This window comes from Brevundimonas sp., from assembly GCF_013823285.1.
GTDB lineage: Bacteria > Pseudomonadota > Alphaproteobacteria > Caulobacterales > Caulobacteraceae > Brevundimonas.
The window spans coordinates 13,439-29,504 of the sequence record NZ_PNLV01000005.1 but is presented as its reverse complement, the minus strand read 5'-3'; the positions used below and the strand labels follow the sequence as shown (position 1 = coordinate 29,504).

Genomic DNA, 16,066 nt, shown 5'->3' with positions numbered 1-16,066 from the left:
CCCTGGCGCGCCCGGCAGGACTCGAACCTGCAACCGTCCGCTTAGAAGGCGGATGCTCTATCCGGTTGAGCTACGGGCGCCGTCAGGCATGCGGGTGAAGTAGCGCGAAGCGCGGCAGCCGCAACGAAAAATCTCGGCTCAAGTAGCGCAAGGCGCGGTAGCCGAAACGAAAATCGCGGCTCAAGTAGCGCGAAGCGCGGTAGCCGCAAACAAATCAATGCGTCCAGGGCTGCTTTCGGCCCGGGGCGAAATTGTCCGCGTAGGCTTTCAGGATCACCGGCGCGGCCTGGGGCTCGTGCAGTCTGAACGGGATGCCATGCCGCTCGGCGTAGGCCACCGCCTCCTCGGCCGTGTCGAAGGTCAGACGCACCTGGCCGTTCATGTCCGTGGACGACGTCCAGCCCGTCAGCGGGTCGTTGGTCCGCGCCGTCGCCGGCTCGAACTCCAGAATCCAGTCGCGGGTCTTGGCGCGGCCGGACTGCATGGCGGTCTTGGCGGGACGATAGATGCGCGCGAGCATGGCGGGCCCTGAAGAATCTGAATGTCAGAAGCGGCCCAGATAGCGCGCGCCGCCGCGCCGGTCCAGCATGCTCACGCGGTCGCCGCCTCCGGCGCATTGACCTTCAGCTTGCGCGCCACCCAGCCCAGGGTCGGCCCCTGCACGAGGCTGGACACGATCACCACGAAGAACACGATGTTGAAGATGGTCTGTGACCCGGGCACGCCCGCCACGATGGGAAAGGTCGCCAGAACGATGGGCACCGCGCCGCGCAGGCCCGCCCATGACACGAACAGCTTGGCCCGCCAATCGAAGCGTCTGAACGGCGCCAGGCAGATGAACACGCTGATGGGCCGGGCCACCAGCATCAGCACCGCTGTCACCGCCAGACCGGGCGCCGCGACCCCGCCCAGCTGGCTGGGGAACACGAGAAGCCCCAGCGTCAGGAACATCACCACCTGCGCCAGCCAGGCCAGGCCGTCCTGGAACACGCCGATGGTGCGCCGCGCCTGATACTCGCGGTTCCCCGCCACGATCCCCGCGATGTATGCCGCCAGAAAGCCGTTGCCGCCCAGCACGGCGGTCAGTCCGTAGCTGAGCAGCGCGGCCCCGATGGACACCACCAGCGACATGCCGCTGGTCCGCAGTCGCATTCGCTTGATCAGCGACGGCAGGGCATAGCCGATCACCACCCCCAGCACCGCGCCCAGCCCCATCTGGGTCATGAACTGGGGCAGGAAGGGCCACAGGGACGCGTCGGGTGTCGCCACAAGCACAAGCGCCGCTCCCACGAGGAAGATGGCCATGGGGTCATTGGAGCCGGATTCCAGCTCGATCAGCCCGGTCAAATCCTCGCGCAGGTCGCCGCCCCCCTGCCCCCGCATGATGGCGAACACCGCCGCCGCGTCGGTGGACGCCACGACCGCCCCCAGCAGAAATCCTTGCGTGACCGTGAAGCCCAGCAGGAACACCGCCGCCAGGCTGACGATCCCCGCACTGATCATGACCCCGAGGGTGGACAGCATCAGGGCCGGCCCCGCTGACGGCCGCACCAGCTTCCAGTCGGTGTCCAGCCCGCCGGAGAACAGGATGAACACCAGACACGCCACCCCGATCACCTGGGCGAAGGCGTAGTCCGTGAACACGATCCCGAACGGCCCGTCCGATCCCGCGATCATGCCCAGGGCCAGGAACCCGATCATGGCCGGCAGGCCGAACCGGCTGGACAGGCTGCCCGCCAGCACCGTCGACAGCAGCAGCACCGCGACCGCGAGAAAGGCGTAGTCGATGGGGTTCATGGGTTTCTTAGGACCGGACGAATCGCCGGATGGCAACACCCATGCGGCGCCCCCGCTTGAACACGGGGGACTCAGGCGCTAGTCAGGCGCTCCCGTTGGGGAGTAGCCGCCGGCCGCCTTGAGTGCCGGGACCACGTCAACACATTCGCGCCCCGGCGCGTGGCGCGGTCAGCGGAGTCATCCGCCTGGCGAGACCAGCGCGTCCCACCGTCTCGCCGGCGGCGTGGGATGCGCGTCTCGTCGTCCGGCGGAGTGAGCCCATGACCCCCGGCGCCGTCGCCATCCTGTCGCTCAGCATGTCCACCGACGCCTTCGCCGCGTCCGTGGGGCGCGGCGCCGCGCATCGCCCATCGCTGTCGCAGGCGTTGCGGGCCGGACTGATCTTCGGGACGATCGAGGCGGCCACCCCCGTGATCGGCTGGAGCCTGGGCCTCATCGCCGCCGGGGTGGTGCAGCAGATCGACCACTGGATCGCCTTCATTCTGCTGGCGGGCGTCGGCGCGCACATGATCTGGCATAGCGTACGATCCCGGCGCGAGGATCAGCCCCCGGCCCGCCGGGGCCTCATGCCCCTCATCGCCACCGCGGTGGGCACCAGCATCGACGCCGCCGCCGTGGGCGTGGGCCTGGCCTTCCTTGGCGTGAACATCTGGATCATCGCCCTCAGCATCGGCCTGACCACCTTCACCCTGACGACCCTGGGCATGCTGATCGGCGCCCGCGTGGGCGCCCGCATCGGCAAACACGCCGAACTTCTGGGCGGCCTCGCCCTCGTCGGCATCGGCGCCTTCATCCTGGCCGAGCACATGGGGTGGATGGTCTGACGGAGAACGTTTCCAGCACTCGCATCCGGGATTTTTTAACCCGTTCAGATGATTATGGGACTCAAAGGGAGTTCTGCGATGAGTTGTGTGGCCTGCAGGGACGGCGCCGGGTTTGATCTGCCGATCACCATGGCGTTCCAGCCGATCGTGGATGTGCGGACCGGGACCGTGTTCGCCTATGAAGCCCTGGTTCGCGGCCAGGATGGCGGCGGCGCGGGAAGCGTGCTGACGCAGGTGTCGCCCGACAACCGCTACGCCTTCGATCAGCTCTGCCGGACCACCGCCATCGAATGGGCCTCGAAACTCGATCTGACGGCAGACGGCGCGAGCCTGTCCATCAACTTCCTGCCCAACGCCGTCTATGAGCCGCGCGCCTGTATCCGGGCCACCCTGGCCGCCGCCATGCGCACCAGCTTTCCGGTGACACGGATCATCTTCGAATTCACCGAGGATGAGGCGATGGACACCGGCCACATCCTCAACATCCTCCGCGCCTACCGGGCCATGGGATTCAAGACGGCGATCGACGACTTCGGCGCCGGTTACGCCGGTCTGGGGCTGCTCAGCAAATTCCAGCCCGACATCGTCAAGCTGGACATGGCGCTTATCCGTGGGATCGACACCGATCGGGTCAAGCGCGCCATTGTCGCCAACACCCTGAACATGCTGCGCGATCTCGGCATCGACCCCGTTTGCGAAGGAGTCGAAACCGTTGATGAGCACAACGCCCTGCGGGACCTCGGCGTGTCGCTCATGCAGGGGTATCTGCTCGCCAAGCCTGCGGTCGAAGCGCTTCCGCCGATCTCATGGGTCCGCCCTCTCGAGGACGTGGCCCGCACCGCATAACGCGCGTTCCGAGGGGCTGGAAAGAGCGTTCCCGGACAGGCCCCCTGGTCGGAGCGGCAGGATTCGAACCTGCGACCCTCTGCTCCCAAAGCCGCGCGATACCCAATAGAATCAACGACAAGCCGGTAAAACTTGGTCCTAACCGCGCCAAGTGCACCAGTCGGTCCACGCACGGGTGTAAAACCGCAGGCACCCACGCTCAATCATCCACAGAGCGTCCGAAAAATGATCTGATACGAATGTCGGCTCTCGACCCATTGCGGACGTTGACCTCAAGACGGATGCTGCTCGCGCAAAACAATGGTTGCGACGATCTCGAAATGCCCCAAACCGTTCAAATCCGTCTCGTAGCCCACCTCGTCGACGGCGCCCTGATCCATCGACTGCGGAACTATGGCGAGGATGTCTATCGTTATACGCGCGACGGCGGCAAAGGCATGGGCGAGGTGGACCTCGAAGAGGTGGACTCCGCCAAGGACCAGTTTTCGGTTCGCCGCGTGGCTAACCGCAAGGTTCGGGGTCTGTGCAGATGGCTTGAAGAAGAAGGCGCGCGACAGAACCTGCGGATCGTCGCCGCAGCGAGCCGACCTCCGCACAGCTAGTCTGTCCGCCTCCCACCCTTAGGAGACATCCCTGGCGTCCGTGCATGGCGAGGGCGCCAAAAGCGCCGCCCGCCGGCATCTGGCGGCCCCGCAGGGTCATCGCTGTTGGAGGCTGTAAAACCGCGGTCCTCGAACTGGCGGCTATCTGGTCGGAGCGGCAGGATTCGAACCTGCGACCCTCTGCTCCCAAAGCAGATGCGCTACCAGGCTGCGCTACGCTCCGATCAGGCGGGGCTTATAGGCATGGCCGGGCGCGGGCCGCAATCGCCCGTCTGCGCGCCCGGCCCTGAAGCCTCAGTCGGCGTTGTTGAAGAAGGGGTGGCGGACCACGTCGCCCGGCTCGGCGCCGATCTCTTCCGTGCGGCCGGCGCGGACCTCCAGCACCCCCCTGGCGGCGCCGTAGGACGGCACGGTCTGGCGCGAGTAGGGCGTGGTGTGCCGGGCGATGGAGACGATGCGGCCCTGATCGTCGATATAGACGATGTCCAGCGAACTGGGCGTGTTCTCCATCCAGAAGCCGCGCTCGGCCATGTCCGGGAACTGGAACAGCATGCCGCGGTCGTCGGCCAGCGGCTCGCGGAACATCAAACCCCGGGCGCGCTTTTCCTCGGTGTCGGCGATCTCGACCCAGAACGCGTGCTCGCCGCTGTCGGTGACCACGGTCAGGGCCTCCAGCGGATTGCCCGACTCATCCAGTGGTGCGGAGGACTGCGCACAGGCGGCCCCGGACAGGGCCAGGGCCAGGGCGGCGGTCAACAGCAGGCGGCGGTGCATGAGCGTATCCCGGATGGCGCGATCAACGGGCGGCATTACGCCTCAGCCGCGCGCGGAAATAAACCGGAAATGCGGTCTATTCCCCCGGTTCGATCTCGGCGACCACCAGCCCCTTGGGACCCCGGGCGAAACGCACCCGCACCGTATGGCCCGGCAACAGGTCATCCAGGCCGCAGCGGCGCAGGGTCTCGATGTGGATGAAGATGTCGTCCTGGTCGCCGTCCCGCACCACGAAGCCGTAGCCCTTGGCGCGGTTGAACCATTTCACCGTCGCGGGCTCCATGGGGCCGTCGGCCTGCACCGGCGGGCGGGCGGGGCGGCGGGTGAAGGCGTCCAGATTGCTGCTGGATCGACGCAGGCCCTCATAGCCCGGCGCCTGGCCCGGATCGGGTTCGGCCAGATCCACGATCTGGGTCGCCTGCCATCCCTTGGGACGGCGCACGGCCTCGCAGGTGATGGCGGCGCCCTCGGCGGCGGTCTCGCAGCCGTGGTCGCGCAGGCTGGAGACGTGCAGCAGCACATCCTTCATGCCTGTAAGGGAAGGATCCTCAGGCACGATGAAGCCATACCCCTTGGCGGGGTCGAACCATTTGACATGACCGGACATGCGGACCGTTTCGGCCGTGACGTCCTCATCCAATTCGTACGCTGACATAAGTCCCCCGCCTGCGACAAACCCCTTGCAGACGGATTATGCTTAACACGGTTCGGTGAACACGGGAGACCCAGAAAGCAAAATTTCGCGCAAAACGCGAAAAAAAGTCCGCGCCACGCGTCATGATTCGCTGCGGATCCCGCGTGGTGAAACCAGGATTTCGGGGAAATCCCGCGTGGCAGTCCCTAGGGGAATCGAACCCCTCTTTCTAGGTTGAAAACCTAGCGTCCTAACCGATAGACGAAGGGACCGCTGCGCGAGAGCCGGCGATATAGCGGCCTGTTTCCGGCGTTGCAAGCGGGGTCGGACTAAAAATCGCTGGTTTCGCGACGCGGGTCGTGGGCGTCCTCGATCTCGAACTGCACACCCCGGCGGCCGTTCCAGTCATCCGCCTTCAGCCGGCCGACCACGCTGATGCCGGCCGCACCGGACAACAACGCCCGGCCCAACGGAAGGTCGGCGCAACGCCAGGCGATGGCCTTGACCGAGGCGCCGTCCGCCGCCGTCAGCCGACACCGCACATGGCCGCCGTTCATGGCCACGGGCTCGCGCGCCGTCACCCGGTCCAGGGCGAACAGCGGCTCGGGATTGGACGGCCCATAGGGGGCCAGGCGCTCGAAATCCTCAAACAGGTCCCGGCTGGCCGCACGGCAGTCCAGAATGGCGTCCACCTCCACCACGTCCAGAACCTCGGCCGCCGCCTGCTGGTCGGCCAGCGCCGCCTCCAGAAAGGCGCGCGCGCCCTCGATGCGGTCGCCCGCCACGGTCAGGCCCGCGGCCATGGCGTGCCCGCCGCCCGCCATCAGATGACCAGCCTCCCACGCCGCCTGCACCGCCCGACCCAGATTGACCCCCGGCTGCGACCGGCCCGAGCCCTTGCCCACGCCCGTCGCGGGATCGACCCCGATGACGACCACCGGTTTGCGCCAGCGTTCGCGCAGCCGCCCGGCCACGATGCCCACCACGCCCGGATGCCAGTCCTCGCCGTCCACAACGATGATGGCGCGGTCCAGCGCATCGGCGCCCCGGCTCTCCACCTTGCGCACGGCGGCCTCGGTCACCTCGCGTTCCACCTCGCGGCGGGACGTGTTCAGGGCGTCCAGCTCGGCGGCGATGCGCGCGGCCTCGGCGGGGTCGTCGGTGGACAGCAGGCGCGCGCCCAGATCCGCCCGGCCGATGCGCCCGCCCGCATTGATTCGCGGCCCCAGGATGAAGCCCGCGTGGCTGGCCTTGGCCGGCCCCGGCTCCATGCCCGCGACGGCCAGCAGCGCGGCCAGCCCCGGATTGCGCCAGTCCGACATCACCTTCAGCCCCAGCGCCGCCAGCGCCCGGTTGAAGCCGTTCAGGGCCGTCACGTCGCAGATGGCCCCCAGCGCCGCCAGATCCAGCCACTGGCGAAGGTCCGGCTCGGCCCGTTCGGCGAACAGCCCCCGCGCCCGCGCCGTCCGGTTCAGCGCCGCCAGCAGCACGAACACCACCCCCGCCGCCGCCAGATTACCCTGACCGGAGGTGCAGCCCGGCCGGTTCGGATTGACCACCGCCTCACAGGCGGGCGGCTGCTCCCGCATCAGATGGTGATCCACCACCACCACCTTCAGGCCGATGGACGCCGCATGGGCCACGGCCTCCACCGCCGCCGCGCCGCAATCCACGGTGATGACCAGATCCGCCCCGCTCGCCTTGAGCGTCTCGAACGCTTTGGGGCTGGGGCCGTACCCCTCGGTCAGGCGGTCGGGCACATAGATGGGCAGCTCCGCCCCCATGGCCCGGAACCACCGCACCAGCAGCGCCGCGCTGGAGGCCCCGTCCACATCATAGTCGGCGAACACATGGATGCTCCGGCCCGCCGCCAGGGCGTCCAGAATGACTCCGGCGGCCTTGTCCATGTCCAGAAAGCTGGACGGGTCGGGAAACAGCGCCCGCAGGGTGGGGCTCAGGAAGTCTTCGCCCTGGTCCGCCGTCACGCCCCGCGCGGCCAGCGCCCGGGCCAGCGGCTCGGCCAGGCCCAGCCCCTGCATGTGGGCGCGCACCGTCTCCGCCTCGGCCGGGCGCTGCCGCCAGGCGCGGCCGGACAGGGAGCGCGACACGCCCAGGAAGTTCACCGCTGTCGCCACGCCGCCGTCCGCCATGCGCCCTTGTACCTCATCATCCATGCCAGTCTGGCCTGCAGGGTCGCCGGATTCGGTCGCAGGCGTGAACCGATCCTATTGACGCGGATCAATGGGCGGCGGCGGTTCGGCGCGTTCGCGCAGGGACTGGGCGAAGGCTTCGACCTCGGCCGCCGTACGGGCCGTCGCAAGGCTTGTGCGCGCGCCCGCGACCCGGCCGCGCACCGTGGCGGCCCAGGCGTCGGGATCATCAACGAAGGTCCAGTCTATGGCGGCGGCGGCCTGGCTGACCGCCTGTCCGGTCTGGTCCAGCCCGGCAACCCGCGTGGCGATCACGCCGGGCGCCGGCACGTCGGTCGGCGCTGCCGGAAAATCAGCCCAGCGCGGATACTCGCGGTTGGCGTCCACCAGATGCTGGATGCGGTCGGACAACGGCGCCTGCGGATCCATCGCGGTCTGGAACGGCGCTGCGCACGCCCCGCTCAGAAGCAATCCGCCCATCGCGGCGGCCCGGGCCGCATTTTTCATCGCCGATGCGTTCATCTTGCGCCCGGTCATATGCCATCATGGGGCGACGAGGAAGGGCGACGCCGCCTTGCATCGATCCAGCAGGAGCCGTTCATGGCCACGCCGCCGAAAAAGCCCGCGACCCGCAGCGCCCGCAAGGCGGTTCCGAAGAAGGCCGCGCCCCGCGCTGCGGCCAAACAGAAGACCCCGGAATCGGAGACCCCGAAACCTGCGCCCGAGTCCGGGGCGGCCGCCACCCCTCCCCCGTCCCGAGCAGAAGCCTTCGATCCCTTCGCCATCGGGGCCGACCAGCGGCGCATGATCGAAACCCTGTCCCTGAACATCGCCCGGGCGGCCATGACGGCGCAGTCAGCCTTGGCCGAGGCGGCCCTCAGCCGGGCAGACCGTCCCGCGACCTTGTCGGCCGATCCGCTCAATGTCGGCCCCGCCATGACCTCGGTCATGACCAGCCTGGCCTCCCGCCCCGAACGCCTGTTCCAGGCCCAGGCCGATCTGTTCGGCCGGTACATGACCCTGTGGACCGACACCGCCCGGCGCGCGGCGGGCGAGGACGTCCCGGTCACCGCCGCCCCCGACAAGCGGTTCAAGGACCCGGCCTGGGCCGAGAATCCCATGTTCGATGTGATGCGCCAGTCCTATCTGGTCACCGCCGACTGGATGAACAATCTGATCTCCAGCGCAGATGATGTGGACCCGCGCACCCGCCGCCGGGCCGAGTTCTTCACAAAGCTGCTGACAGACGCCTTCTCCCCGTCCAATTTTCTGGCCTCCAACCCCGCGGCGCTCAAAGCTCTGGCCGAGACCAGCGGCGAGAGCCTGGTGAAGGGCATGCAGAACTTCGCCGCCGACCTTGAGCGGGGCGGCGGCAAGCTGGCCATCAGCCAGGCGGACTACGGCAAGTTCCGCGTGGGCGAGAACGTGGCCACCAGCCCCGGCCAGGTGGTCTGGCGCGACGAACTGTTCGAACTGATCCAGTACGACGCGGCGACAGACAAACAGCGCGCCATCCCCCTGCTGATCTTCCCGCCATGGATCAACAAATTCTACATCCTGGACCTGCAGCCGGCGAACTCGATGATCCGCTGGCTGTCGGAGCAGGGCTTCACCGTCTTCGTTTGTTCGTGGGTCAATCCCGACGCCGACAAGGCCGCCTTCGGCTTCGACGACTATCTGGAAAAGGGCATCTACCGCGCCACCTCCAGGGTGATGGAGCAGTGCGGCACGGATCGGCTCAACACCGTCGGCTACTGCATCGGCGGCACCCTGATGGGTGCGGCCATGGCCCATATGGCGGCGAAGGGCGACGAGCGCGTCAACGCCTGCACCTTCTTCGCCGCCCAGCATGATTTCGAGGAAGCCGGCGACCTTCTGCTGTTCACCGACGACCACTGGCTGGCCGAGATCGAGGGCATGATGGACGAGGCCGGCGGCGTCCTGCCGGGCAGCGCCATGGCCGACACCTTCAACGCCCTGCGCGCCAACGACCTGATCTGGTCGTTCTTCGTTTCCAACTATCTGATGGGCAAGGATCCGCCGTCCTTCGACCTGTTGTTCTGGAACGCCGACCAGACCCGCATGCCCAAGGCCCTGCACATGGCCTATCTGCGCAAGATGTACGGCCAGAACGCCCTGGCCAGGGGCGACTTCGAGATCGGCGGCGTCCGCGTGGACCTGTCGAAGGTCAGGACGCCCATCTACGCCCAGGCCAGCCGCGAGGACCACATCGCGCCCATGAACTCGGTCTATCGCTCGACGAAGTTGTTCGGCGGGCCGGTGACCTACACCCTGGCTGGCTCCGGCCACATCGCGGGCGTGGTCAACCATCCGGCGGCGGTGAAGTATCAGCACTGGACCAATCCGGACCTGCCGGACACGCTTGCGGAATGGCAGGCGGGCGCCGAGCAGCACCCGGGCTCCTGGTGGCCGCACTGGGCCGAATGGCTGCATGAGCGGTCGGGCGACTGGGTCGACGCCCGCGATCCGAAAAAGGGCGCCCTGAAGCCCATCGAGCCGGCGCCCGGCGCCTATGTGAAGGTGAAATCTTGAAGCGTATCGATCCCAACGTCCTGCTGGCCATAACCACCCTGTTCGCCGTGGCCCTGCTGGTCATGAGCGCGACGATCTTCGGCCCGGCGGATCCGCCCTGGCGCTATGTGGCCACGGCGGCGGTGGTCACGGTGGCGTTTCTTGTCCTGCAGCCGTTCGTGCCCCGCTTCATGAAGATGAAGAAGGGCCCGCTTGTGACAAGGGAAGCGCCCGGTTCAGCCGTGTGGGCCGCCATCTACCCCGGCCTGATCATCCTCGCCGCCGCCCTGCCTCCGCTGTTCCCCGGCGTCAGCTTCGGCCTGGCCGTGGTGATCGCGGCGGTGTTCCTCGGCTCCACCATCGAGTCCGCCATAATGAGCCTGCGAGGAATTCAGCCGGACGCATGACTAGGGGACCATGGCCGGTCCCCCCGTTCCTCCAGCGTCCAGACGGCGCGCCACCCTGAAGGCGAATCCGGCGCCCGCCACAGCTCCACCGCTCCGCCGCGCGCGAAATCCAGGCCGTCCAGCACCAGACGGCGGTGGCATGGCTCAGGCAGACTGGCGACTGCGGCGCGCACGCCGATCACCTCCGCCGAGGCGCACAGAACGGCCAGTTGCTCCGCGTCCGGGGCCCGGGTTCCCCACCACAGGGCCAGGGGCCCTTGCCCTTCGGGGCGGCGCGAGAAGCGGGTGACGATCCAGCCGTCTTCCGGCGGCTCAAGGGTCAGACCGCGCCGCTGCGACCACAGTTCGGCGGGAAACAGGCGCACGCCCGGCCGAAGCAGCACCGCTGTGTTTCCTTCCCGCACCGCCGCCGTCGTCGCCGCATCCCCGATCCACAGGTCCGGCGCGGCCGGGCGCGGCCAGATCAGCACCGCCGCGAAGAACGGCGCCCCCAGCCAGCGCCCGTGGCCCTTCCACAGGCACAGCCACAACAGGCCCAGGAACGCGATGGGCAGGGCCACGGCGGGGGCGCTGGGCACGGCCTGAACCGCGCCGGGCAAGCCGGATGTCCAGCCGCCGATGGCCAGCATCGCCTCCACCGCCCATCCCGCGACCCACAGGAACGGCGCGCCCAGGCCCAGCGGCTCCAGCGCCGCGCCCAGCGCCAGCATGGGCATCAGGATGAAGCCGGTGATGGGCGCGGTCGACACATTGGCGATCAGTCCATAGACCGCCGTGCGATTGAAATGCTGCATGGCGAAGGGCCCGATGGCCATGCCCGCCACGATGCTGGCCGCGCACACGGCGGTCACATAGCCGATGAATTTCTGCACCGTGACGATGATCCAGGGCGCGGAGATCTCCTTCAGACGCCCCCGCCACGTCTCGGCCAGGGCGACCAGGGCGGCGGTGGCCGCGAACGACATCTGGAAGCCCGGCTGCACGATGGTCTCGGGCCTCAGCGCCAGCACCACGAAGGCCGCGACCGCCAGGGCGTTCATGCTGATCGCGCGCCGGTCCAGCAGGATGGCGATGAAGGCCACCGCGGCGGTGGTGAAGGCGCGCTCCGCCGGCGGCGGTCCGCCGGACACCAGCAGATAGGCGCCGCACGCGATCAGCCCGGCCACCGCAGCCACCTTCTTGCCGGACACCCTCAGGGCCAGCCACGGCCAGGCCGCCACCATGAGCCGCACGCCGAAGAAGACGAACCCGCCCACGATGGCCATGTGCATGCCGGAAATGGCCAGCACGTGGGCCATGCCCGAGTCTCGCATGGCGGACAGTTCGTCCTCGCTCAGCCAGGTGCGGTGCCCCGTGACCATGGCCGCCGCCACCCCGCCGCGCCGTTCCCCCAGCCGCTCCACCAGCCGTGTGGCCAGCGCGAAGCGCGCGCCGTTAATGGCCATCTGCCGCTTCAGGCCCGCCGGCGGCTCCGGCAGCAGCGCGGGCCGTGCGTCGCCCAGGCCGAACGCCGCCCCGCCGATGCCGCGAAAGAACGACACCTTGCCGAAGTCATAGGAGCCGGGGCTGGCGGGCGGCGGCGGCGGATTGAGGATGGCGAACACCCGAAGCGGCGTGCCCGGCGCCGGCGCGGCCCCGCGCACCGTCACCCGCAGCCTCAGGGGCGTCTCCTCCGGCGTCAAATCGCGGATCCGAACCGGCGCCATGATCACGCGAGACCCCCGCGCCCCGGGGCTCTCCACATCCACCACCCAGCCCTCGATCACAGTCGGTTCAGCCAGCGCCGGGGCGATGGGCGCCGCCACCCGCTCGGTCCGCGCCTTGGCCGCCGCCAGTCCCAGCGCCAGACAGGCGACCAGCATCAGCGGCACGGTCAGGCCCCGGCCCGCGCCCCGGCGCCGCGCCACGATCCACGCCGCCGACGCCACCGCCGCGAACAGCGCCAGGGGCCACAGCGGCGGCTCTGAGGAGAGCCCGAAATAGACCGCGCATCCCCCGCCGAAGGCCACCGGCGCCCACAGCCGCCACCGGTCACGCTGGGCCGCGACGCTCCCGGCCAGCCAGTCAATGATGCGCGCGCGTATGGGCTTGGCCGCTTCCGGCGTTATAAGGGCGGCCCCATCGGACACCGCCCCGGACATGACTGAATCCTCACCCGTCGTCACACGCTTCGCCCCCTCGCCCACAGGCTACCTGCATATCGGCGGCGCGAGAACAGCGTTATTCAACTGGCTTTTCGCCCGCCGTCACGGCGGGAAATTCCTCGTGCGAGTCGAGGACACCGACCGCGAGCGCTCCACTGACGACGCCGTGAAGGCCATCTTCGACGGCATGGCCTGGCTGGAGCTGTTCGCCGACGAGGAGCCGGTCTTCCAGCACGCCCGCGCTGACCGCCACCGCGAGGTGGTCGACCTGCTGCTGGAAAGCGGCCACGCCTATCGCGACTACCTGACCGCCGAGGAGACCGGCGCCCTGCGCGATCAGGCCAAGGCCGAGGGCCGGACCTTCGAATCCCCCTGGCGCGACCGCGAACCCACCGTGGACGATCTGTCCAGACCCCATACCGTGCGATTCCGCCGCCCCCTCGACACGGCGGTGTTCGTGGAGGACGCGGTGCAGGGTCGGGTGCGCTGGGACTCGTCGTCGCTGGACGATCTGGTGCTGCTGCGCTCGGACGGCGCGCCGACCTACAATCTGGCTGTGGTGGCTGATGATCACGACATGGGCGTCACCCACGTCATCCGCGGCGACGACCACCTCAACAACGCCGCTCGTCAATCATTGATATATGACGCCCTGGGCTGGCCCCGGCCGGTGTTCGCCCACATCTCCCTGATCCACGGCCCCGACGGCGCCAAACTGTCCAAGCGCCACGGCGCCCAGGCCGTGCACGAGTACGCCGAGATGGGCTATCTGCCCGAGGCCATGCGCAACTATCTGGCCCGGCTGGGCTGGAGCCACGGCGACGACGAACTGTTCAGCGACGACCAGGCCATCGCATGGTTCAACCTCGACGCGGTCAACAAGGCCCCCGCGCGACTGGACTTCGACAAGCTGGCCCACGTCAACGCCCACTGGATCCGCCTGGCCGACGACGAGCGGCTGGCCAAGCTGGTGCTGGATCAGCACCTGAAGGACGGCCACGTCCTGGCCGAGGGCGATGAACAGCGTCTGGTGCAGGCCATGCCCTTCGTGAAGGACCGGGCCAAAACCATCCTCGAACTGGCCGCCCAGACCGCCTTCGTGCTCCAGCGCCGTCCGCTGCTGCTGAACGACAGGATCAAGGCGTCCCTGATCGACGAGACCGGGGAGCGCATGGCCCGCCTGCTGGAGCGCCTGCGCCTGTTCCAGAGCTGGGACGTCTTCGCCCTGGAGTCCGAGCTCAAGGCCTTCGCCGAGGACGAGGGCGTGGGCTTCGGCAAGATCGGCCCGCCCCTGCGCGGCGCTCTTACCGCTGGGTCAAGTTCGCCCGATCTGGCCCGAACTTTGTCGTCACTGGGGCGAGAAGAAAGCCTTGGACGCTTGGAGGATGCGCTTTCAGGCCTTAAGTGAACGCGCACAACAAACGACCCGCGCCGTCGCCTCCCCGCGAGGGCGTCCAAAAAACCAAGGGGTGCTTATGACCGAACAAGCCAAACCCGCCGGCACGGCGACCATGACCATCGGCGACAAGTCCGTCGAACTGCCGGTTCTGGGCGGCTCCACCGGGCCGGATGTCGTCGATATCCGCAAGCTGTACGGCGCCACGGGCGCCTTCACCTTCGACCCGGGCTTCACCTCCACGGCGTCCTGTGAATCCAGCCTGACCTACATCGACGGCGACGCGGGCGTGCTGCTGCACCGCGGCTATCCCATCGACCAGCTGGCGGAGAAGTCGAACTTCGTGGAGGTCTGCCACCTGCTCCTGCACGGCGAGCTCCCCACGGCGGCGCAATACGAGTCGTTCGAAAACAGCGTCACCATGCACACCATGCTGCATTCGCAGTTCGATCGCTTCTTCGAGGGCTTCCGCCGCGACGCGCACCCCATGGCCATCATGGTCGGCACCGTCGGCGCCCTGTCGGCCTTCTATCACGACAGCCTGGACATCACCGATCCGGTCCAGCGCAACATCTCGGCCATCCGCCTGATCGCCAAGATGCCGACCATCGCCGCGCGGGCCTACAAGTACCACATCGGCCAGCCCTTCGTGTCGCCGCGCAACGACCTCAGCTACGCCGAGAACTTCCTGCGCATGTGCTTCGCCGTGCCGGCCGAGGACTATCATGTGGACCCGGCCCTGGTGCGCGCCATGGACCGCATCTTCATCCTGCACGCCGACCACGAGCAGAACGCCTCCACCTCCACCGTCCGCCTGGCCGGCTCGTCGGGCGCCAACCCGTTCGCCTGCATCGCCGCGGGCATCGCCTGCCTCTGGGGCCCGTCGCACGGCGGCGCCAACGAGGAGGCGCTGAACATGCTCAAGGAGATCGGCACCCCGGACAAGATCCCGGAGTTCATCGCCGGCGTGAAGGACAGGAAGTACAAGCTGATGGGCTTCGGCCACCGCGTGTACAAGAACTACGACCCGCGCGCGAAGGTCATGCAGCAGTCGGCCTACGAAGTGCTGGCCGCCACCGGCCGCGAGAACGACCCGCTGTTCCAGGTCGCGAAGGAGCTTGAGGCCGTCGCGCTCAAGGACGACTACTTCGCCGAGCGCAAGCTGTTCCCAAACGTGGACTTCTATTCCGGCATCACCCTGTCGGCCATGGGCTTCCCCACCACCATGTTCACCGTCCTGTTCGCCCTGGCCCGCACCGTCGGCTGGATCGCCCAGTGGCAGGAGATGATGGAGGATCCGTCCCAGAAGATCGGCCGCCCCCGCCAGCTCTACACGGGGCCCACCGAGCGCGACTACGTCACCATCGACCAGCGCGGCTGATACAAACCACATCGCTGAAACGCAGAACGCCGGGGCCCATCGCCCCGGCGTTTTTCGTTGGCCTACCCCATTGAGTTGGTGGCGCACGCTGCCCTTCAAAGCTACGCTTCTTGCATGCTCAAAGGCTTTCGCCCGATCGACGACGAACTTGGCTGGTCCCTCGCCGACGGCCGTCTCGGTGACTTTATTCAAGTCGATTTCGGCGCAGCGACCGACTGGAGCTTGATCGCTGAATATGCCTGCGGGAACGCTTCCGTCTGGCTGCAGGCCAAGCCTGTTAGCTACCGCGTGCAGGACGAAGGCGAACTGATCAACTACTGGAACCGTCGCAAGGAAGAAAACGCCCTCGTGGCGTTTGCCTACGAAATAGAAGCCAGCCCCTATCTCACCGAGATGCGCGATGGCGTCACATCACTGAGCGGGACCGCGCTACGGCACTTTCTGTTTGCGGGCGAAAACACCTGTGTGGAAATCATCGCAGAACAAGCGCCGATGCTCCTTACGAAGCGGCCTGCCGTAAAGGGCAATCTTTAGCGCCGAACCGTCCCCGCCCTCACGTGTTCTCTCCTCAAAGGAGGA

The 16,066-nt window shown here is 68.0% G+C and carries 15 protein-coding genes and 3 tRNA genes; 8 read left to right on the top strand and 10 right to left on the bottom strand.

The annotated features are described in order from the left end of the window. Window positions 1–3: 3 nt before the first annotated feature. The 3 genes from C0461_RS01765 to C0461_RS01755 form a co-directional block, all read right to left on the bottom strand. Window positions 4–80: transfer RNA gene (locus C0461_RS01765), tRNA-Arg, on the bottom strand. Window positions 81–214: 134 nt separating this feature from the next. Further along, the gene (locus C0461_RS01760; RefSeq protein ID WP_292103402.1) at window positions 215–520 is read right to left on the bottom strand and encodes an ETC complex I subunit; all 306 of its coding nucleotides are present in this window, start codon (window positions 518–520) and stop codon (window positions 215–217) included. A gap of 71 nt (window positions 521–591) precedes the next feature. Then, entirely contained in the window at window positions 592–1,797 is a 1,206-nt protein-coding gene (locus tag C0461_RS01755) for a potassium/proton antiporter (RefSeq protein ID WP_292103400.1), read from the bottom strand. 260 nt (window positions 1,798–2,057) lie between these two features. Here C0461_RS01755 and C0461_RS01750 point away from each other — a divergent pair, with 260 nt between their 5' ends. From C0461_RS01750 to C0461_RS01740, 3 genes are all read left to right on the top strand, one after another. Continuing rightward, window positions 2,058–2,621 carry a manganese efflux pump MntP family protein gene (locus C0461_RS01750; protein ID WP_292103399.1) on the top strand — a complete coding sequence of 188 codons (564 nt, stop codon included), beginning with the start codon at window positions 2,058–2,060 and terminating at the stop codon, window positions 2,619–2,621. Window positions 2,622–2,699: 78 nt separating this feature from the next. Beyond that, window positions 2,700–3,467, top strand: a complete 768-nt coding sequence (locus C0461_RS01745; RefSeq protein WP_292103398.1) for an EAL domain-containing protein — start codon at window positions 2,700–2,702, stop codon at window positions 3,465–3,467. A gap of 239 nt (window positions 3,468–3,706) precedes the next feature. Continuing rightward, entirely contained in the window at window positions 3,707–4,069 is a 363-nt protein-coding gene (locus tag C0461_RS01740) for a hypothetical protein (RefSeq protein WP_292103396.1), read from the top strand. 146 nt (window positions 4,070–4,215) lie between these two features. Here the strand turns inward: C0461_RS01740 and C0461_RS01735 are convergent. From C0461_RS01735 to C0461_RS01710, 6 genes are all read right to left on the bottom strand, one after another. Next, window positions 4,216–4,292 (bottom strand) — tRNA-Pro (locus C0461_RS01735). Between the two features lie 71 nt (window positions 4,293–4,363). After that, window positions 4,364–4,843: a DUF192 domain-containing protein gene (locus tag C0461_RS01730; protein ID WP_292103395.1), complete on the bottom strand. Its 480-nt coding sequence runs from the start codon at window positions 4,841–4,843 to the stop codon at window positions 4,364–4,366. Between the two features lie 76 nt (window positions 4,844–4,919). Then, window positions 4,920–5,498: a cold shock domain-containing protein gene (locus C0461_RS01725; protein ID WP_292103393.1), complete on the bottom strand. Its 579-nt coding sequence runs from the start codon at window positions 5,496–5,498 to the stop codon at window positions 4,920–4,922. Between the two features lie 176 nt (window positions 5,499–5,674). Next, window positions 5,675–5,749: transfer RNA gene (locus tag C0461_RS01720), tRNA-Glu, on the bottom strand. Between the two features lie 57 nt (window positions 5,750–5,806). Continuing rightward, window positions 5,807–7,627: a single-stranded-DNA-specific exonuclease RecJ gene (gene recJ, locus C0461_RS01715; RefSeq protein ID WP_292103430.1), complete on the bottom strand. Its 1,821-nt coding sequence runs from the start codon at window positions 7,625–7,627 to the stop codon at window positions 5,807–5,809. A 75-nt stretch (window positions 7,628–7,702) separates the two neighbouring features. Continuing rightward, window positions 7,703–8,164, bottom strand: a complete 462-nt coding sequence (locus tag C0461_RS01710) for a hypothetical protein (protein ID WP_292103391.1) — start codon at window positions 8,162–8,164, stop codon at window positions 7,703–7,705. Window positions 8,165–8,227: 63 nt separating this feature from the next. Here C0461_RS01710 and phaC point away from each other — a divergent pair, with 63 nt between their 5' ends. After that, window positions 8,228–10,180: a class I poly(R)-hydroxyalkanoic acid synthase gene (gene phaC, locus C0461_RS01705; protein WP_292103390.1), complete on the top strand. Its 1,953-nt coding sequence runs from the start codon at window positions 8,228–8,230 to the stop codon at window positions 10,178–10,180. Beyond that, window positions 10,177–10,566, top strand: a complete 390-nt coding sequence (locus C0461_RS01700; RefSeq protein WP_292103388.1) for a hypothetical protein — start codon at window positions 10,177–10,179, stop codon at window positions 10,564–10,566. The genes phaC and C0461_RS01700 overlap by 4 nt, the downstream gene beginning before the upstream one ends. Here C0461_RS01700 and C0461_RS01695 read toward each other — a convergent pair. Then, window positions 10,551–12,707 (bottom strand): ComEC/Rec2 family competence protein, encoded by a 2,157-nt coding sequence (locus C0461_RS01695; protein WP_292103387.1) that lies wholly within the window; start codon window positions 12,705–12,707, stop codon window positions 10,551–10,553. The two genes, C0461_RS01700 and C0461_RS01695, sit on opposite strands and share 16 nt — an antisense overlap. Between C0461_RS01695 and gltX the strand changes: the two genes are divergently transcribed. The 3 genes from gltX (at window position 12,706) to C0461_RS01680 (ending at window position 16,021) form a co-directional block, all read left to right on the top strand. Then, window positions 12,706–14,118, top strand: a complete 1,413-nt coding sequence (gene gltX / locus C0461_RS01690; protein ID WP_292103386.1) for a glutamate--tRNA ligase — start codon at window positions 12,706–12,708, stop codon at window positions 14,116–14,118. The genes C0461_RS01695 and gltX overlap by 2 nt on opposite strands. Window positions 14,119–14,185: 67 nt before the next feature. Further along, entirely contained in the window at window positions 14,186–15,487 is a 1,302-nt protein-coding gene (gene gltA / locus C0461_RS01685) for a citrate synthase (RefSeq protein WP_292103385.1), read from the top strand. Window positions 15,488–15,544: 57 nt separating this feature from the next. Continuing rightward, window positions 15,545–16,021, top strand: a complete 477-nt coding sequence (locus C0461_RS01680) for a hypothetical protein (RefSeq protein WP_292103383.1) — start codon at window positions 15,545–15,547, stop codon at window positions 16,019–16,021. Window positions 16,022–16,066 lie beyond the last annotated feature (45 nt).